Origin of the sequence: Pontibacter rufus, assembly GCF_015694705.1 — a bacterium.
Lineage (GTDB): Bacteria > Bacteroidota > Bacteroidia > Cytophagales > Hymenobacteraceae > Pontibacter > Pontibacter rufus.
In genome coordinates, this window is sequence record NZ_JADQDR010000004.1 from 182815 (window position 1) to 202160 (window position 19346).

Annotated in this window: 18 protein-coding genes; 12 read left to right on the forward strand and 6 right to left on the reverse strand. The window is 50.0% G+C overall.

Going from position 1 to position 19346, the window contains the following annotated elements:
* Window positions 1-393: 393 nt before the first annotated feature.
* From I2I11_RS08800 to I2I11_RS08810, 3 genes are all read left to right on the forward strand, one after another.
* Complete coding sequence (locus tag I2I11_RS08800; protein ID WP_196267320.1) at window positions 394-801, forward strand: 6-pyruvoyl trahydropterin synthase family protein; 408 nt, start codon at window positions 394-396, stop codon at window positions 799-801.
* A complete protein-coding gene (gene folE, locus I2I11_RS08805) occupies window positions 764-1459 on the forward strand; it encodes a GTP cyclohydrolase I FolE (protein WP_196267321.1) in 696 nt (231 codons plus the stop codon). Before I2I11_RS08800 ends, folE begins: the two co-directional genes overlap by 38 nt.
* 125 nt (window positions 1460-1584) lie before the next feature.
* Window positions 1585-2502 (forward strand): TIGR01777 family oxidoreductase, encoded by a 918-nt coding sequence (locus I2I11_RS08810; protein WP_196267322.1) that lies wholly within the window; start codon window positions 1585-1587, stop codon window positions 2500-2502.
* A gap of 94 nt (window positions 2503-2596) precedes the next feature.
* On the opposite strand, the gene I2I11_RS08815 is transcribed toward I2I11_RS08810, so the two are convergent.
* On the reverse strand, window positions 2597-4927 hold the full coding sequence (locus I2I11_RS08815) for a penicillin-binding protein 1A (RefSeq protein WP_196267323.1): 2331 nt from the start codon (window positions 4925-4927) through the stop codon (window positions 2597-2599).
* A 111-nt stretch (window positions 4928-5038) separates the two neighbouring features.
* Here I2I11_RS08815 and I2I11_RS08820 point away from each other — a divergent pair, with 111 nt between their 5' ends.
* The 4 genes from I2I11_RS08820 to I2I11_RS08835 all read left to right on the forward strand — a co-directional run bounded on the left by I2I11_RS08820 (window position 5039) and on the right by I2I11_RS08835 (window position 8018).
* Window positions 5039-5620: a hypothetical protein gene (locus I2I11_RS08820; RefSeq protein WP_370582956.1), complete on the forward strand. Its 582-nt coding sequence runs from the start codon at window positions 5039-5041 to the stop codon at window positions 5618-5620.
* Window positions 5621-5683: 63 nt separating this feature from the next.
* A complete protein-coding gene (locus I2I11_RS08825; protein ID WP_196267324.1) occupies window positions 5684-6466 on the forward strand; it encodes a class I SAM-dependent methyltransferase in 783 nt (260 codons plus the stop codon).
* A 152-nt stretch (window positions 6467-6618) separates the two neighbouring features.
* Window positions 6619-7497, forward strand: coding sequence for a UbiA family prenyltransferase (locus I2I11_RS08830; protein WP_196267325.1), 879 nt, complete (start codon window positions 6619-6621; stop codon window positions 7495-7497).
* Window positions 7498-7544: 47 nt separating this feature from the next.
* Window positions 7545-8018, forward strand: coding sequence for a hypothetical protein (locus tag I2I11_RS08835; protein ID WP_196267326.1), 474 nt, complete (start codon window positions 7545-7547; stop codon window positions 8016-8018).
* A 118-nt stretch (window positions 8019-8136) separates the two neighbouring features.
* Here the strand turns inward: I2I11_RS08835 and rho are convergent, their stop codons facing one another.
* The gene (gene rho / locus I2I11_RS08840) at window positions 8137-9948 is read right to left on the reverse strand and encodes a transcription termination factor Rho (RefSeq protein ID WP_196267327.1); all 1812 of its coding nucleotides are present in this window, start codon (window positions 9946-9948) and stop codon (window positions 8137-8139) included.
* Window positions 9949-10233: 285 nt separating this feature from the next.
* Here rho and serS point away from each other — a divergent pair, with 285 nt between their 5' ends.
* The gene (serS, locus tag I2I11_RS08845; protein WP_196267328.1) at window positions 10234-11508 is read left to right on the forward strand and encodes a serine--tRNA ligase; all 1275 of its coding nucleotides are present in this window, start codon (window positions 10234-10236) and stop codon (window positions 11506-11508) included.
* Window positions 11509-11706: 198 nt separating this feature from the next.
* Here the strand turns inward: serS and I2I11_RS08850 are convergent, their stop codons facing one another.
* The 4 genes from I2I11_RS08850 to polX form a co-directional block, all read right to left on the reverse strand.
* Window positions 11707-12135 (reverse strand): hypothetical protein, encoded by a 429-nt coding sequence (locus I2I11_RS08850; RefSeq protein WP_230679991.1) that lies wholly within the window; start codon window positions 12133-12135, stop codon window positions 11707-11709.
* 4 nt (window positions 12136-12139) lie between these two features.
* Window positions 12140-13147 carry a glycosyltransferase family 9 protein gene (locus I2I11_RS08855; RefSeq protein WP_196267329.1) on the reverse strand — a complete coding sequence of 336 codons (1008 nt, stop codon included), beginning with the start codon at window positions 13145-13147 and terminating at the stop codon, window positions 12140-12142.
* A gap of 159 nt (window positions 13148-13306) precedes the next feature.
* Window positions 13307-13903 carry a hypothetical protein gene (locus I2I11_RS08860; protein WP_196267330.1) on the reverse strand — a complete coding sequence of 199 codons (597 nt, stop codon included), beginning with the start codon at window positions 13901-13903 and terminating at the stop codon, window positions 13307-13309.
* Window positions 13904-14014: 111 nt separating this feature from the next.
* Window positions 14015-15718: a DNA polymerase/3'-5' exonuclease PolX gene (gene polX, locus I2I11_RS08865; protein WP_196267331.1), complete on the reverse strand. Its 1704-nt coding sequence runs from the start codon at window positions 15716-15718 to the stop codon at window positions 14015-14017.
* A gap of 126 nt (window positions 15719-15844) precedes the next feature.
* On the opposite strand from polX, the gene I2I11_RS08870 reads away from it, so the two are divergent.
* The 4 genes from I2I11_RS08870 to pyrR all read left to right on the forward strand — a co-directional run bounded on the left by I2I11_RS08870 (window position 15845) and on the right by pyrR (window position 19344).
* Complete coding sequence (locus I2I11_RS08870) at window positions 15845-16252, forward strand: hypothetical protein (protein ID WP_196267332.1); 408 nt, start codon at window positions 15845-15847, stop codon at window positions 16250-16252.
* 265 nt (window positions 16253-16517) lie between these two features.
* Window positions 16518-16922, forward strand: a complete 405-nt coding sequence (locus I2I11_RS08875) for an EVE domain-containing protein (RefSeq protein ID WP_196267333.1) — start codon at window positions 16518-16520, stop codon at window positions 16920-16922.
* 121 nt (window positions 16923-17043) lie between these two features.
* Window positions 17044-18522: a hypothetical protein gene (locus I2I11_RS08880; protein WP_196267334.1), complete on the forward strand. Its 1479-nt coding sequence runs from the start codon at window positions 17044-17046 to the stop codon at window positions 18520-18522.
* A gap of 273 nt (window positions 18523-18795) precedes the next feature.
* Window positions 18796-19344: a bifunctional pyr operon transcriptional regulator/uracil phosphoribosyltransferase PyrR gene (gene pyrR / locus I2I11_RS08885; RefSeq protein ID WP_196267335.1), complete on the forward strand. Its 549-nt coding sequence runs from the start codon at window positions 18796-18798 to the stop codon at window positions 19342-19344.
* Window positions 19345-19346: the final 2 nt, after the last annotated feature.

Sequence of the window (19346 nt, forward strand, 5' to 3'; positions counted from 1 at the left end):
TCGCCTTATACCAGAAGCAACCCGGGTAAACATCCTTTCAAGTTCATGAGGAGATAGAATTTATTTGCACTCTTTCAGGTATGGCGAAGTGCTTAAGTTATACTTTACTTTGGTATCAGACTGATATAAACATCTTATAATCAACAACTATGCTTCTAAAGTATTATATTGATGTTTTTAGCAGGTGCAATCTTTATTTCAGATGCGCTGTTGCGTACGGAAATGTAGAATTGATTTGATAAGCAGGCGCCCCGGAGGGATTATTTTAGCCGGAAATTGATTTGGGTTTCCGGGAGGCTGCACTACCTTTGTATAGGTATGGCTGTAAATAGTAGGTAAATACAGCGCCAGAGCAAGAACATTTAGGCACCGCTGCCTGTTAGGACAGACACTATGAGGATAACCGTATGCCGCCAAGAACACTTTAATGCAGCCCACCGCCTGCACAATGCCGCCTGGAGCGATGCCCGGAATGCCGCCGTGTTTGGTAAATGCAACAATCCCAACTACCATGGCCACAACTACCGGCTTATTGTGAAGCTGACAGGCCCCGTAAACCCGGAAACAGGATATGTATACGACCTGAAAAAGCTGAGCGACCTGGTAAAGCAGGAAGTAACAGACAGGTTTGACCATAAAAACCTGAACCTGGACACAGAAGAATTTAAGCACCTGAACCCCACCGCTGAAAACATAGCCATGGTTATCTGGCAGAAGTTGCGGAAAGAGATTGACGTGCAATACGATTTAGCCGTAACACTGTATGAGACCGAACGAAACTTTGTGGAATATAATGGATAACCCACACACGGATAACGATGCCGAGGCTATGGATGACCTCATCATGACCTCACTGAAGACGCCCCTTCGTGCGGATGCCTTTGATATGCCGGATGATGAGAAAATCAGGATCATTGCTGAGCATTTCCGCCAGATAATGCACACGCTGGGCCTGGACCTGACCGACGACAGCCTGAAAGGCACCCCTGACCGCGTGGCGAAAATGTATGTAAAGGAAATATTCAGCGGCCTCGATCCGAAAAACAAACCCGTGATACGCCGCTTTGAAAATAAATACCAGTATAACCGGATGCTGGTAGAGCGTGATATTACCGTATACTCTTCCTGCGAGCATCATTTTGTACCCATCATCGGCAAAGCACATGTGGCTTATATTCCCAACGGGCACGTAATCGGCTTGTCGAAGTTAAACCGCATTGTGCATTACTATGCCCGACGCCCGCAGGTGCAGGAACGCATGACAATGCAGATTGCAAATGAATTGAAGGAGGCCCTGCAAACCGAAAATGTGGCTGTACTGATAGAAGCCGATCACCTGTGCGTGATGAGCCGCGGCGTAAACGACGTGAGCAGCAGCACCATCACAGCAGAGTATGGCGGGCTGTTTCAGGAGGAGCAGTACCGCAGCGAGTTCCTGGGCCACCTCCACAGAAAATAAGCGGCAGCAACACTTTCTTCCGCAGCCCGAATACGCTTATACAACTCTAAAGCAACTAAATACAACAGCATGATGCCGTTTACTCGTAACAGGCTCAATACCATACTTTACGCTAAAGAAGAACTATGTCAGGTAAAATACTGATCACAGGAGGGTCTGGTTTAGTAGGCATGCGCCTCTCCGAAATGCTCATAGATCTGGGCTACGAAGTGGCGCATCTCAGCAGAAATCCAGATAAAATCACCAAATACAAAGCTTTTAAGTGGGATTTTAAAGATGATTTTATCGATGACAGCGCCATCACTTATGCCGATTACATTATCCACCTGGCGGGAGCAAATGTGGGTGATGAAAAATGGACAGAGGACCGCAAAAAAGAAATTTACTATAGCCGCGTAAAAGGTTCTGATCTGCTTTACCGCTGTCTGAAAGAAAGTAAACATCATGTAAAGGCTTTAATTTCTGCTTCGGGCATCAGTATTTACGGCAATTCCGGTGAACAGCTTGTGTCGGAAGAAAGTACCTATGCCGATGATTTCCTGGCAGATGTTTGTAAAGTCTGGGAAGCAGGTGTGTGGAAAATTAACGAGTTAGGCATCCGGATAGTTATACTGCGGTTGGGCATTGTACTGAGCAGAAACGGGGGTGCGCTGCCGCAGATGGCGCTCCCCATGAAGCTCATGGCCGGCGCACCGCTGGGGTCCGGCAGGCAGTATATGTCCTGGATCCATATCGATGATCTGTGCCGCATCTTTATCAAAGCCATGGAAGACCGCCAGATGGAAGGCGTTTACAATGCTGTTGCGCCGCACCCGGTAACCAATAAGGAATTTATGCAGGAACTATCGGAGGTAATGCACCGCCCGCTGGTGCTGCCTAAAGTGCCGGCCTTTGCCATTAACTTTATGTTTGGAGAGAAGAGTGAGGTGGTACTGGTTAGCCAACGTGTCAGCGCCAATAAGATTATGCATACCGGTTTTACCTTCGAGTACAATTATCTGAAAGAAGCCCTGGAATCTCTTTACGGCCACGACAATGACTAAACCTATACTTTTAAGATACCGATGAAACTAAAAGAACGCGGGCCGGCTACAGTATAGCCGGCCCGCGTTCTTTTATACTTCTCCTGCGCCCTGCTCAAAGTAGGGTATCCATGTTCAGCAGGTTCACCAGCGAGTCTATGGCCGTAGAATCTACAACTACTTTTTTTGGCAGCACCGTGGTGCAGTTATACTCCTTTGTGATCTCTACAGTTGGCTTCGGAAATGGCCCCATGGTGTAACCCAGATCTTTGTCCTTGTACAGCTTTTCCATAAAAAGGCCAAACACAGGCAGTGCCGTTTTGGAGCCCTCGCCCAGTTGTGAGGTACGGAAGTGAATGCTGCGATCCTCACCGCCCACCCAAACGCCGGTTACCAGGTCTTTGGTCACGCCCATGTACCAGCCATCAGAATGGTTAGAGGTGGTGCCGGTTTTGCCGCCAATCTGGTTGCCATTCTTCCAGAGATCATACTCCCACAGCGCCTGCGAGGTGCCACCCGGTTCTTCCATGCCGCCTTTGAGCATGTGCATCATCAGGAAAGCTGTTTCGGTGTTCAGCACCTTTTTCTGCTTAGGCACAAACTGGTGCAGCAGGTTGCCGTTGCGGTCTTCGATGCGGGTGATAAACATGGGCTTGGTATAAAAACCACGGTTCGGGAACGTGCTGTAGGCGGCTACCATCTCGTAAACAGACACATCGCTCGGGCCCAGGCCAATAGAAGGCACCGACTCCAGCGGGCTTGTGATGCCCAGGCGGTGCGCATATTTCACTACTGTTTCCCAGCCTATCTTCTCTGTGAGCCGCGCTGTCACCACGTTCACCGACTTGCCCATAGCCCGCCGAAGCGTCATGGGTGCACCCGTATATTCCCAGTCAGCATTGGTGGGCGACCAGCTCTTCTTCTCCCCTTTTTCCTCATAATTGATGGTAATGCGCTGGTCCACGATTTTGTCGCAGGGCGAATAACCATTGTCGATGGCGGCCACGTACACAAAGGGTTTAAAGGTAGAGCCCGGCTGCCGGTGCGCCTGCTTTACGTGGTCGTACTTAAAGTATTTAAAATTGATGCCGCCTACCCAGGCTTTGATGTGACCGGTGAAAGGGTCCATCGTCATCATGCCGCCATGCAGAAAGTGCTTGTAATACGCCAGTGAATCCAGCGGGCTCATCACCACCCGTTTTTCGAGCGAGTCGTTGTCCCAGGTAAACACCTTCATTTCGTGCGGCGTGTTCAACTCCCGGTTGATGGCCGCCGTGTCGTTGCCATACTTTTCTTTCAGGCGATGATAGTATGCCGTGCGCTTAATGGTTTCTTCGATAAAGCCCGGAATCTCGTTGTTATCTTCGTCAACCCATGGGTTGCGGCCTTTCCAGTGGTTATCGAAACGGCGTTGTAGGGTGCGCATCTGCTTTTCCATGGCTTCCTCGGCATACTTCTGCATGCGCGAATCTATCGTCGTATAAATCTTCAGGCCATCGCGGTACAGGTCGTATCCATTTTGTTTGCACCACTCGTTCAGGTATTCCGCCACCGCGCCCCTGAAATAGGTAGCCGGCCCTTCGTAATGCGATTCTACCTTGTAATTAAGCTCTAGCGGCAGCTTTTGAAGCGAGTCGGCTTCGGCTTGGGTGATGTACTTATACTTGGCCATCTGGGCCAGCACCGTATTGCGGCGGCGCGTAGAATTTTTGGGGTTATACCTGGGGCTGTAGTAAGTGGGCGCTTTCAGAAGGCCTACCAGCACCGCTGCCTGCTCTGTTTTCAGGCTGTCGGGCGACGTATGGAAAAACGTTTTGGAAGCTACTTTTATGCCGAAAGAGTTAGATCCAAAATCCACGGTGTTCAGGTACATAGCCAGGATTTCGTCTTTGGTATAGCGTTGCTCCAGTTTGATGGCCGTGAGCCATTCTTTGGTTTTGGAGATGATGATGTCTGCTACCGGAATGTGCCCCAGCAGGCCCTGTGAGTTATCTGTACGGGTTTTGTAGAGGTTCTTGGCCAGCTGTTGCGTAATGGTACTCGCCCCGCGCGCATCGCCCTGCAAACTACCGTATACCGCCGAAACAATGGCGGCCGGGTCAATGCCGGAGTGTTCGTAAAAGCGCACGTCTTCGGTGGCCACCAGCGCATTTATCAGCTTTGGCGACATTTTCCTGAACGGCACCGGGCTGCGGTTTTCCTCAAAATACTTGCCTATCAGCTGTCCGTCAGAAGTATAAAGTTCCGACGCCTGATCAGTGCGCGGGTTCTCCAGCCGGTCCAGGCTGGGCGAGGCACCAAACAGGTACAAAAAGTTGTATTCTACACTTACCAGGTATAGCACAACCAGGGAAAAGCCCAGAAGAAATGCCTTCCAGACGAAGCTGATAACACTGCTATACATGGATTTCTGGGGTACTGCTATTGTTTCTTGCTCTTGCGGCATGGTGTTCAAACAGAGAAAGGCTTCATAAAATTCCCGATTACTTCTGATTCAAAACGGTTGCAAATATACCTGAAGTATACCACTTATGATGTTTAAACCTCATAAAACTTGGTGAACCGTGCGTGCGCACCGCCATACTTTGTACAGCTCTGCCTATCTTTACCCAAACTTTATACTTCGCTTTTCGGCCACATGCATTATACTTTACAACAGGCGCTGGAGAAACTATCGGGACTGCCACTCACCAAAACCACACGGCGGGAGCTGGTACAATACTTCCATTTTGGCAAAACGCACTATACCACACCACAGGGGCTGGTGCTGGATGTAGGAGAACTGACGCTGGCCGTAAACTGCCCCTGGCAGTTGCAGCAGCCCGGCAGCGACCACATCAGGCACAGCGATGTGTTTATCCGCCGGCGCGAAGCCGGCCTGCCCACGCCGGTATGGGACTGGAAAGTGCCCGGCAGCAGCCTGCGCGACCAACGCCTGCAGGAGCTCACAAACAAAGCCGAAGCGCTGGTTGTGTTGGGCGCCGAGTCGCAACAGCACTGCGGGTTTATACTTCATTTTGCCAACCATTGCCAGCTTACCGTATCTCCTGATCCGGCCCAGCCCGTTGCGGAATACTGGCAACTCTTCAGCAATACCGATGATTTTACGTTTGCTGCCGGCGCCGACAGTATAATGTAAGCGCAGCACGGCAACCTTTGCAGCAGCAGCATAGTATGGCCAGAGTATACTTTGCTGCTGCCCTTGAACTTTCGCCTGCAACTTTTCGAGTTTGAAGACCTGCCCTGGTTTCCGCACATTATCCGGCAGGGTATGCTCGACTTTCTGCGCTTCATGATTTCGAAGCTGGATGCTTACGAGGCAGCTCTTCCGCTGCTGCAGGAACTCCTCGACCGCACAAACCAGCGCCACATTACCGACCTGTGCTCCGGGGCCGGTGGTGGCATAGCAGGCATACAGCAGGCCCTGAGCCGCCGCATGGGCAGTCCTGTTCATGTTACGCTCTCCGACCTGTATCCCAACCTGCAGGCCTATACTTATTTACAAAAGCAGTCGGACGGCGCACTCGATTTTATTCCAACACCCGTAAATGCCGCCGCTGTGCCGGAAAGTATTACGGGCGTGCGCACCATCTTTTCTTCTTTCCATCATTTTCCGCCGCCGGTGGCCAGGGCTATATTGCAGGATGCCGCGGATAAGCGCGCTGCGATAAGCGTATTTGAAGGAGCTGACAAAAGCTGGTTAGAGCTGCTGCTGTTGTGGTTTGCGTTTCCGCTGGTTATACTTGTAGTTACGCCCTTTATCCGTCCATTCAGCCTAAGCAGGTTATTTTTCACGTACATCATTCCGCTTATTCCGCTGGGTATTCTCTGGGATGGCACCGTATCGCTGCTGCGGATTTATACCCCCGGCATGCTGCAACAAATGGTTTCCGAAATTAAGACAGAAAATTATACCTGGCGCGCAGGCAAAGCCGGAACAAGGCCTGGCAAGTATGTCATCTACCTTATCGGATATCCTGGTTAATTTTGAATGAGTGAATGAGTGAATCAATTTTTGAGTAATTTGAACCAGCCATACAAGTATAAACCAGGTATCCAAGTATAAACAATGCTGATTGCATAAGCTTCTCTCCCCTATGAAACCATTGAGGCCAAATCATACTTGCTAGCCGCTCCATGAACCGCTACCGCACCGCGCTGACACTGATGCGCATTCCGTTCTCCATCTACCTGATGCCGCTGTTCTGGTTTGCGCTGAGCACGCTGGCCGCATTTGATGTGTGGCGGGCGCTGGCCGTCTTTGTTATACTTCACCTGCTGGTGTACCCGGCCAGCAATGGCTACAACTCTTATTACGACCGCGACGAGGGCAGCATTGGCGGCCTGAAACAACCACCGAAAGTAACGCAGCAGCTCCTGCACCTGGTCTGGCTGTTTGATGTACTGGCCGTGGCACTCAGTCTACTGCTCTCGCCGCTTTTTGCCGCCTTGGTGCTGCTGTACCTGCTCATTTCCAAAGCTTATAGTTACAGCGGCATCCGCCTGAAGAAGTATGCCATTCTGAGTACCGTGGTGGTAACGTTTTTCCAGGGAGCGTTTACGTACGGGATGGTGCAGGTGGGCATTGGACTTACAGCGCAGGAGGTGCTGCAAACGCCGAACCTGTGGTTTGCGCTGGTGAGTACGCTTTTTCTCTGCGGCTCTTATCCCCTCACCCAGATTTACCAGCATAACGAAGACAGGCGCCGCGGCGACCGTACTTTGAGCCTGTTGCTGGGTATTAAAGGCACCTATTTATTTGCTGCTGTGAGCCTGGCTGCCGGCGCTGGCCTGCTGCTCTGGCTGTACTTCAGCATGCACCAGGTGCGCAACATCTTTATTTTCCTCATCTGCACAGCGCCTATTTTATACTTCTTCTCGGGTTGGGTATTGCGGGCACAGCGCGACATGCGGGCAGTGAACTATGACAATACGATGCAGATGAATAAAATTTCCTCCATTTGCATCAGCATAGCCTTTATTACCATAACAATGTTACGGTTTCTGACTGATTAAAACGTTGCTGCCTGTTTGCGTATACAGGTAAAATACCGAATTCGCCTATGAAATTCCTTGACGTTATACTGGCCAGCATTGCCGGCACAACCGCCATGACTGCTTTTTTATACTTGCTCACGTACGCCACGCACCGCGTCATGAAAGTCATTAAAATACTGGGCACCATGCTGCTGTTCCGTACGCAGCCAGATGGCGGTCTCTCTGATGCCTTCAGTACAAAGGTGGTGGGCACTCTTGCGCATTACAGTGTAGGGGCTTTTTTTGCGGTGATGTATCTGGCACTATGGGATTCTGAAGTTGGCCTGATTTCCGCTTCCTGGTCGCTGCTATTTGGGCTGGCAAATGGAATTGTGGGTATGTTTGCCTGGTATTTCTTTTTCCTGGTGCATCCCAGGCCGCCCATCATCAGGCTAAAAACATACCTGCTCACGCTCATTGTCGCGCATATGGTTTTCGCCTTTGTTACGTTTTATACTTACTACCTTATTTCGCTGCCGGGCTACACCTTTTGGCAATAAGCATAAGGCAAAATCAAATCTGTAGCCGGAAACAAAGAATACAGCATACCAACATAAAAGCGGCCCGCATACCATAAGGCAAGTGGGCCGCTTTTGTAGCTTAGGCTGAAGTATAAGCTTAACCGTTCATCGAAATCAGGAACTCTTCGTTGCTCTTCGTGCCCGTCATTTTGTCTTTCAGGAATTCCATGGCTTCCACGGAGTTCATGTCGGACATATACTTGCGCAGGATCCAGATGCGGTTTAGTTCGTCGCGATCCATCAGCAGGTCTTCGCGGCGTGTACCGGAAGCAGGCACGTCGATGGCCGGGTAGATTCTTCTGTTGGACAGTTTACGATCCAGCTGAAGCTCCATGTTACCGGTTCCCTTGAATTCCTCGAAGATAACCTCGTCCATTTTAGAACCCGTGTCTATCAGCGCAGTAGCAATGATGGTAAGCGATCCGCCATTTTCTACGTTACGGGCGGCACCGAAAAAGCGCTTTGGCTTGTGCAGCGCATTGGCATCCACACCACCTGACAGAATCTTGCCTGATGACGGAACCACGGTGTTATAAGCACGCGCCAGACGCGTGATGGAGTCAAGCAGAATCACCACGTCGTGGCCACACTCTACCATGCGCTTTGCTTTGTCGAGCACAATGCTTGCTACTTTCACGTGGCGGTCAGCCGTTTCATCGAACGTAGAGGCTATCACTTCTGCATTTACGCTGCGTGCCATGTCTGTTACTTCTTCCGGACGCTCGTCTATCAGCAGGATCATCAGGTATACTTCAGGATGGTTTTCGGAAATAGCGTTGGCTATCTCTTTCAGCAACACAGTTTTACCTGTTTTCGGCTGTGCCACAATCATACCGCGCTGGCCTTTACCGATAGGGGCAAACAAATCCAGGATGCGGGTAGACATCTGGTTCGGGCGGGTTGTCAGTTTTAAACGCTCTTCCGGAAACAGTGGTGTCAGGTGCTGGAACGGAATACGATCGCGGATTTCTTCGGTGGTACGGCCGTTTACGGTTTCCACTTTCAGCAGGGCAAAATACTTCTCGCCTTCTTTTGGCGGGCGTATCTGGCCTTTTACCGTGTCGCCGGTTTTTAAACCAAACAGCTTTATCTGCGACGGCGACACATAGATATCGTCCGGGCTGGCCAGGTAGTTATAATGCGTGGAGCGCAGGAAGCCGTAGCCGTCCTGCATCAGTTCCAGCACACCTTCGTTTAGTATTATTCCGTCAAACTCTTTAAAGTTGTTGCTGCTCACATTGGGCTGGTTGCTGCGGCGCGGGTTGCTGTCGCTGCGGTTATCTGCACGGTTGCTCGTATCGTTCCGGCTATTATTGTCGCTGCGGTTGTTGTTAAAATCGCGCGGCTCACGGTCGTTTGTGCGCTCGGCGCGGTTTTCCCGGTTATCGGAACGCTCGGTGCGGCCGTCCTTATTGTCGGAGCGCTCTGAACGGTTTTCGCGAGCATCATTCCGGTCGCTGTTGCTGCGCTCGGGGCGGCTGTCATTTTGCTGGTCGCGCCCGTCAGAGGGGCCTTGCCGGCGCAGGGTACGTTCCCTGGGCTGCTGGATTTGCGGGCCATGATCCTTCTTTGGCCTTGTCTGCACCAATGTTTCGGCAGCAAGCTGGGCGGTGGCCGCGTGTTCGCGCGGCCTTCTGGCCGGGGCAGCAGCCACAGCCTCTTCTACAGGTGCTTCAATGGCAACAGGAGTTGCACTCTCCTCAGCTTCAACAGCGGCAGGTGGGGCAGCAGGGGCAGGCGACTTGAACTTTTTGGCTACTTTGTCGGGAGGGGTAACGGCTTGCTGATCCAGTATCTTGTATATCAAATCCTGTTTGCTAAGTTTCTTAAAGTTCTTAACACCCAGGTCTTCAGCAATTTCTTTGAGTTCTGAAAGAAGCCGATCTTTCAATTCTTCAATATTATACATAAATATTTTTATGGTCGTTAACTTAACTTACCAGATACGCAAATGCGTATGAAGCGAGAAAATGTGTTTTTTAAATCAGGAAAAAGAATAGGTTGTGATAGAGTTTGTGAGGCATAGGAAAAGCGCCTTCTCCAATTGTACTGCAATGTTATTGCAATGCCCTTTAATTAACAAATATTACCGAGCATTTAGCAAAAAAAGTTTCAGTTTTAGCTTAAAAGATTCTCCAAATGCCGCATACTGCTCAAAAAAGTATATTTTTGTGCTTCTATTTAACCACAAAGTATGCTACAGCTAACAGTTTTAAGAGAGCAAACCGATCAGGTAGTGGCCGGTCTGACTAAAAGAAACTATAAAAATGCAGCCCGGGAAGTCGCCGGTTTGCTGCAGCTTGATCAGCAGCGCCGCCAGGTACAAAACGAGCACGACGAACTTCAGAGCAAAGCCAATAACATTTCCAAAGAAATAGGCATGCTGCTCAAAAACGGTGAAAGAGAGAAAGCCGAGGCTTATAAAGCTGAAACAGCGGTACTTAAGCAGCAGACAAAAACTTTAGCAGAGCAGCTTTCCGCTATCGAAGATACGATGCAGCAGGCCTTGTACAAGCTGCCCAACATACCGCACGAGAGCGTGCCTGCAGGTAGAACAGCAGAAGACAATGAAATAGTTCTGCAACACGGCGAAATTCCGCAATTGAGCGAAGGGGCGCTGCCGCACTGGGAACTGATTCAGAAGTATGACATCATTGATTTTGAGCTCGGCAATAAAATAACCGGCGCCGGCTTTCCTGTTTATAAAAAGCAGGGTGCCCGTTTGCAGCGTGCGCTCATCAACTTTTTCCTGGATGAGGCCATTAAAGCAGGCTACATGGAAGTGCAGCCCCCTATCCTGGTAAACGAGGCCTCCGGCTACGGCACCGGCCAGTTGCCCGACAAAGACGGCCAGATGTACCATGCCACAGCCGACGACCTGTACCTGATTCCTACCGCTGAAGTGCCTATTACGAACCTGTACCGCGATGTGATAGTGCCTGTAGCGGAACTACCCATCAAAAATGCAGGCCACACGCCGTGTTTCCGCAGAGAAGCAGGCTCGTGGGGCGCCGATGTGCGGGGCCTAAACCGCCTGCACCAGTTCGACAAGGTGGAAATCGTACAGATTACCTTACCGGAAAAATCCTATGAAACGCTGGAGCAGATGAGCAGCTATATTCAAAGCCTGTTGCAGAAGCTGGAGCTGCCTTACCGTGTGCTGCGCCTGTGTGGCGGCGATATGAGTTTTACCTCTGCCCTCACCTACGACATGGAAGTATATTCTGCCGCCCAGGGCCGCTGGCTGGAAGTTAGTTCTGCCAGTAATTTTGAAACGTACCAGGCCAGCCGCCTCAAGCTGCGCTATAAAACAGAATCCGGTAAAACACAGTTGCTGCATACTTTAAACGGCAGCGCCCTGGCCCTGCCCCGCATTGTAGCGGCTATACTTGAAAATAACCAGACACCGGACGGCATCAACATGCCGAAGGTCCTGCATCCGTATCTGGGCTTTGAGAAGATTGGTTAATGTGCTAATGGGTTAATTGAGGATAATTCTTCACACAATAATACAGCCGCTGAGTTTATACTTCAGCGGCTATTTTGTTTTTGTAAGATTGAGGAAAACTTACCTGCACAGTAGGAGAAGCAAATTATTGCGCCTCAGCGGAGATACGTTAAGGCTGTACAGGTACTCTCGCTGACACCAGGTGATATTTAACCGCTCTCATCCAAACTGTTCCAAGTGCGCCTGGAACTGGTTCTGGAGCTTATACTTCTTGATTAGGATTTTAGGCTCATCCATATTTCCCGGCGTCAGGTGTTTCGTTTGCAGCAATTTCAGCAGTGCTTCCTGCTCATTTTCAGCGTCGGCTATACTTGCATAATCTTCCAGAAATTCCTGCGTCAGCGATAGTTTATTTTTCCGGATGCTCATGAAGTTAACCGACATCAGCTTCTCAAACCCCTGCTCCAGCTCTTGCAGCGTAAATACCGTTCCATCTATGGCATCGGCCATCAGCAATACATCCTGCAAAGTTGTGCCGCCTTCACCACCGGTTGCCAACAGCAATGCTTCCAACAATTGCGCATCTGTTTCCTGCCAGTTTAAGTTATATTTTGCCATCTTCACCTCTCCTTCTTTCCAAATTTCCATATCTTCAAATTTTCAAATCATTAAAAGAAATATCGCGCATGCATTTAAAGTGCCCTTTGGGGCACTTGCTGTAGCCGATTTTGGAGCAGGGGCGGCAGCTAAGGTTATTTACCTCCAGCACTTTATACTTTGTCCGGAAGGGGTACATGCCAAATTCCGGAATAGTATTACCCCACACGCTGATAATCTCTTTCTGAAAAGCCGCCGCAATGTGCATCAGCCCGGTATCGTGACTGATGACCTGCCTTGCCTGCCGCACCAGCGAAGCCGAACCATTCAGGCTATACTTGCCGCAGGCGTTGAAAATCGTTGTTTGTTGCTCGTTGTTCGTTGTTGCCCGTGTGTCGTGTGTCGTGTGTTGCGTGTTGAAGTATGTGGCTATTTCTTCGCCTGTGGCGGCATCTTCTTTGCCTCCTAAGAGTATAACCGGTTGGTTCAGGCGCGCGCACAGCTCGATGATCCGCTCGGTGGGCAGGCGCTTGGTATAATGCTGCGCCCCAATAGCAAAAGCGATATAACTATTCTGAAAGCCATCCGGCAGAGTATGAATAACTATTTCATCCTGGGCAGGTATAAAATAATCCAGTCCTTTACCATCGTCTTTTACACCCAAGGCAGCAGCGGCATCTAAATAACGCTGCACAATGTGCACAGCAGGCAGGCGGTTGAGCTTGAAATTCACCATGAGCCATTTCTCATAGTTCAGCTTATTGAAGCTTCTGCCTGGCTTGCCCAGTCGCGTTTTGATGATGCGGGTACGCAGGTTGTTATGCAGGTCTACTACGTAATCAAAGTTCTCCGCTTTCAGTTGCTGCACCAGTTCCTTCAGACTGTTGCCCAGCACGTGTACTTTGTCTACGTAAGGGTTATTGGCTACTATACTTTGGAACGCTTTTTTGGTACAGTAATGCACCTCCGCCGCCGGCACCTGCTGCTTAATGCAACGGATAACGGGTGTCGTCAGCACGATGTCGCCGATGGAGGAAAAACGAAGGATTAGGATTTTTGGCATTTTATACTTTCAGGCACTTAACTTAACCCACCCCTACCCCTCCCGAGAGGGGAATAATCGTGCATTAGAAAGTCCCCCTTTGAAGGGGGTAGGGGGATGTTTACGCTGTTCTTATTTGTATATAAAGTACACGCGGACACTTGCGTCATCAGTGTTCTTTTACTCCAACTCACGGTAATATACTTCCTGCCTGATAAAGGTATCGAAGTTCGGAAGGTTGTCTCCTAATGGTTCGTGGTTATCCTTAAAATAAGCGTTGAGCTCCCTAACCTTTTTATTATCCGGCTCCAATTTCATCATGTGCTGCACAAGATAATAAGCATCATCCGTAATATCATTTTTGTACCGAAGCTTCGCCAACAGGAACATCGCCGGCACATTAGTAGAATCTGCTCTCAAGCTTCCCCTAAGTAGCATATCGTACACATTGTCATGCGCATTATACTTATTCTCAAGAAAGACTGCTAATGACACCCCATCATAGGTGTTCATGTAGTCATTAACAAATTCTCCAACTTCAGCTAAATAGGGGTTATATTCAGTACCTTCCGACATAAAAGGAGCCACATCAATCTTGAACATGGCGGGATATAGCTTCTCAGCTTGCTCATACTTCTTATCAAGTATAAGAGTGATGAAAACAATAGCCGAATCCTGCTTCGTGGTTGGTTTGCTTATCGTCTTGTATTCTTCGAAATTGAATAAGGCTGGTGATTTCTGTTGGGCATTGCTACAACCATAGCATGTAAGCAACAAGACTAGGTGACAAAGTTTTATCTTCATTTGGAGTAATTTCCGATTATAAGAATTATACTTCTGTTAAATAATAAGGATAAACTATACTGGTAGCAATTCATACTTTGCCCTCTACTTTATCTTCTCCTTCCGCTCCAGGAAATATTTCTCCACTTCCTCCACCGACTTCGTATTAAAGGTCATTTCTTTGGTCAGTCCTCCTTTGCGGCCTACCAGTACGCCATACTTCATGTCGGCGTAGCCGCTGGTGTGGTGAGCATCGGGGTTTATACTTATTAATACGCCCTGCTCCAGCGCATACTGCACCCAGTGCCAGTCCAGGTCGAGGCGCCAGGGGTTGGCGTTTATTTCGATAATGACATTGTGGGCCGCACAGGCATCTATCACCATTTTATGATTAATAGGATACCCTTCGCGGCGCAGCAACAGGCGGCCTGTCGGGTGGCCGAGCATGGTGGTGTACGGGTTTTCGATGGCCCGCAGGAGGCGCTCCGTGGCTTTCTGCTCGTCCATGTTCAGGTTGCTGTGGATGCTGGCAACTATAAAATCAAACGTAGCCAGGATGTCGGGTTCATAGTCCAAGGAGCCATCGCCCAGGATGTCGGATTCGATGCCTTTAAATATTTTAAACGGAGCCAGCTTTTCATTCAGCGCATCTATCTCCTTTTGCTGGCGCAGCACGTCGCCCTCGCGCAGGCCGCCGGCGTAGCTTGCCGTTTTGCTGTGGTCGGAGATGCCGAGATACTGATAGCCTAAATCACGGCAGGCAATGGCCATTTGTTCTAAGGTATGCGCGCCATCGGAATACGTACTGTGGTTGTGCAGAATGCCTTTCAGATCGGATAATTCGAGCAAAGTGGGCAGCTTGTTTTCCATGGCCAGTTGCAACTCATTGGTGCCTTCGCGTAGTTCCGGCACCACGTACGCCATACCTGCGGCGGCATAAATATCTTCCTCCATGGCATGGTTTTCCTGTTTCAGCACGGACAGCAAACTCTTGCCGGCTGCAAAAACCTGCGTCAGATGCGCCTCCGAAGCCGACCGCACAAAAGTTTCATTGGCAAAGCATTTTGGTTCGGCAAAGTATACTTCTGTTTTCAGTCCGCTAACCGTGTGCAAACCGCGCCACACCATCGGCCCCGAAGCTTTCTCGTCCTGTGCCAGCCCTTCTATCCCGTTAAGCTTTTCCGCAGCCGCAGCAAGGGCATCGGTGGCAACTACAAACTGCAGCGTTTCCACAATGTCCAGGTAGCGGCGCACATCGCCGGTTATGGCTACCTGCGCCTCCGGCAACGCCGCTTTTATACTTTGGGCAAGCTCTTCCGCAGCCGGTTCTGCTTCGGCATACAACAGTTTGCCCCGGTTTTGCTGGGTAAAAAGCAAGGCCTGCTTTATATTTTCCTGCGTTTTGGCGCCAAAGCCTTTTACTTTGCTCAATTTGTCCTGTTCGCAGGCATCCAGCAAATCCTCTACTGTTTCGGTGCCAAGCTCTTTCCAGATGAGGCGCACTTTTTTAGGGCCGATGCCTTTGATGCCGAGCATCTCCACCACGCCCGGAGGCGTAGCGGCGTATAATTGATCTAACTCCGGGAAAGATCCTGTCTGGCAAATTTCGATGATGTGCGCTGCGGTACTTTTGCCCACGCCGCTTATACTTTCCAGTTCGGCCTGTGTTTTGCCTTCCAGCGGTTCCTCTACCAACTCCAGCGCCGCCACCGCATTAACATAAGAGCGCACCTTAAACGGATTTTCGTCGTGCAGCTCCATCAGCTCCGAAGCCAGCTTAAACAGTTTTATGATTTTCTTATTTTCCACGGCTTTGTATCGTATTTCACAAAGATAGAAAAACCGCGCAAACACCGCCTGCTGCCGCTTTTATATTCCTGCGCTTCTATATAAACAAACAAATGTTTATCTTGGCTTCATAAACATTATCTGCTCATGAAATACGCGTCGGTGCTCTGTTTATTTTGCCTGCTGCTGGTGGCTGCCACCTGTAAAAGAAACAACCAGTTGGAGACATCGCTGCTGGGCAAAACCTGGCTGCACTCCTACGAAGAAGACGAAGGCGACATTACCGTGTACCGCCCCAACACCTATGATTTTCCGCCGTCCAGGGGCCGCACGGGCTTTGCGCTGGAACCGGGTGGCGTTATCAGGCGGTTTGAGATTGCCCCGACTGATGGCCTGGAGGAGCACGAGGGCAGCTGGCTGCTTACGGAGAAGAACCTGCTGGAGGTGCACATGAAGGATAGCCAGGCACCGCCGCAAAACTATACCATAGAAATTGTATCGCTGGAGGATGGCGTGCTGAAAGTAAAACAACAGCCGAATTTGAAAGAGGAATAGAACCGGTAAGTATAAACCAGGAAAAGGACACAAGTATCAGGACAGAACCAGGCAGGTTTATACCTTCCCAATGCTGTCATCCTGAAAGGATCTTGTGCATTGCTTACTAATCATCCACAAGATCCTTTCAGGATGACAGTATGTGAAAATCGCCGCTTTATCTTTGCCTCTTCACTTCCAAGTATAAATTATTGCTTTTATCAGTCCTTATCAAAGGTGTTCAAAGTATAGTTTTAATTTTGTCTTCATACCTACATTTATATACATGCAATACTGGCTTGTAAAATCAGAACCTGAAGCCTACGCCTGGGCTGACCTGGTGAAAGACGGCCGTACCCGCTGGGACGGCGTACGCAATTTTCAGGCACGCAATAACTTACAGCAAATGCAGCCCGGCGACATGGTGCTGTTTTATCACAGCGTATCAGAAAAAGCTGTGGTGGGCATCGCCAAAGTAGATAAAGCCGCTTACCCCGACCCTACCGCTGCTGATCCGAAGTGGGTGGCTGTGGATTTGGTGCCGTTCCGCGATTTTAAGGATGCCGTGACACTGGAGCAAATCAAAAAAGACAAGCGCCTGGAGAATATTGCCCTGTTGCGCCAGTCGCGCCTGTCGGTGATGCCGCTGACCGCCGAAGAGTTTGATGTACTGCTGGCGCTGGGCAATTAGCCGGCAGTGCTTTGCGCCGAAAAAGGAGGCCGCATAACAACGAATGGCCGCTAAAAGGAGTAAAAGCTTTTGACTACCGCCTTATACTTTTCCTGTACTTGTTAGCACCTGTACCCTGTTTATGGCTAAAGTACGCTACCTGCTTTGGATGCTTTTTGTGCTGGTTTCAGCGCCGCTACTGGCGCAGGAACCAAGCCAGCCTGTGCGCCTGGAGCTGCCTTTTAACATTGATGAAACCTACGTAGAGGTGATGGCCCTGCCCGACAGCAGCCTGCTGTTGTACCATAAAATCAGCAACATCTGGGGAACAGAAGCTACTTTTCACCTTACCAGGTATGATCCCAAACTGGAGGAGGTCTGGACCGGCACTGTAAAGCTGGAGCCCGATCAGTACTTTATCCGCTCGTTTACAGAAGCCCCTTATACTTATCTTGTTTTCGGAAGTAAAGATCCCCGGCAATATACGATTGCACGGGTAAACCTTGTAACCGGGCAGTCGATAGCCAGAGACTATGAACTGGAGATGCTCGAGGCCATTTATGAATTCAGCGTGCTGCAGGGCCGTTTCTTTCTGATAGGGGAAAACAAGGATGATGGAAAACCCATGTTGCTTTACCTGAACCCGGTTAGTGGCGAGGTAAAGCCTTTGCCGGCCGTTTACGGCGATGAATCCACTTTTTCGGATTTACTGGCCGATCCGGCGCATGGCCGGGTGGATGTGGTTATATCCGAATCTAACGGGCGCGTATCGCGGCTGCAGATTAAAAGCTTCAACGTCAGGGGCGAGCTCATCAACAACAGGTTTATTCTGCCGCAGAACAGTTACAGCCTGTTAAAAGCTGAAGTTACACCCGGCGATACCACCACCAAGCTTCTGATAGGCACCTACGGCACCCGTGATGTGCGCTATACGCAGGGCTTTTTTACCATTCCGGCCATCTCTGATACAGACCCTGCTAAGTTTTACACTATTTTACAGCTGAAGAACTTTCTGAAGTATATGAAACCCCGCCGCGAGGAGCGCACCCGCCGCCGCGAAGCCGCCCGTCTGAGAGCGGGAAAGGAGCCCGGCTACCGCTATCGCTTGCTGCTCCATGACCTGATTACCACGCCAACGGGCTATGTACTCACCGCCGAAGTATATTATCCGCAGTTTCGCGAAAACTCTAATGTGGGCCTAAACCGCACCGTTATACTTAGCCGTGGCCCGGAAGGCTACAAGCACACGCAGGTGGTAACACTCGGATTTGATAAAAACGGGGTGCTGCTCTGGGACAATAGCTTTCCGATAGAAGATATTTATACTTCCACGCTCACCAATACCGTGGAAGTAGGTTACGACGGCGCCGATGGCCAGGTAATAATGGCCTACCCTGATGAGGACAATATTGTTTACCGCGTGATGCAGGAAGACAAGTATACCGACGAAGACACGGAGTTGAAGTTGCAGACCTACAGCAAAGACGAGAAAATAATTGATACCGATGAGCAGGGCATTATTTACTGGTACGGCAGCAACTTCGCCGCTTTCGGTTTCCAGCGGGTTAACGGTCCCGAAGGCATCCGCAGCGTTTTCTACATCAATAAAATCAGCTTTTAATGTATGATTACCTGGATTGCTAATCATACATTTCCTGCCTCCAGCTTGCTGCTATATACTAAAGAATACATCAAAGTAAGCAATTACGGGTGCTATCATCTATAGTTTATAACTGGCAAAATGCAGCTCCTGAAAACCAACAGCGTATCGAGTAACTTCTCCATACCCTGTAGTGCAGCCATTTAACAATGAAGTATCTGCGGCAATTAACACCCGGCAACCAGCAATTATTTTCCGCTAAGTCTTTATCTTTGCAACTGATACTTCCGGCTTATGCAGAAAAGACTTATCGTAAACCACCAGCTCCTCGATATCATGGTGATGCGCCTTTGCCACCAGTTGGTCGAGAACCACAGCGACTTTTCTGATTCTGTTATACTTGGGCTGCAGCCGCGCGGCAAATTTGTAGCGCAGCGCATCCAGAGCACCCTTGCGGCTATACTTGGCCGGCAGGTGCCCACCGGCTTTCTGGACACTACCTTCCACCGCGACGATTTCCGCCGGCGTGAAACACCGCTTACCGCCAACGCCACCAAGGTAGACTTCCTGATTGAAGGAAAAAAAGTAATTCTGGTGGATGATGTGCTGTACACGGGCCGCTCGGTGCGGGCCGCCTTGGACGCCATGATTGCTTACGGGCGCCCGGCCAGCGTAGAACTGCTGGTGCTTATAGATCGGCTGTATACCCGCCACCTGCCGATAGAGGCCACTTATGTGGGCCGGCAGGTAAACTCGTTGCAGAGCCAGCGGGTGCTGGTGGAGTGGAAAGGCCAGCAAGCCACGGAAGACAATATCTGGCTGATAACCAAAACCGAAGATTAAAC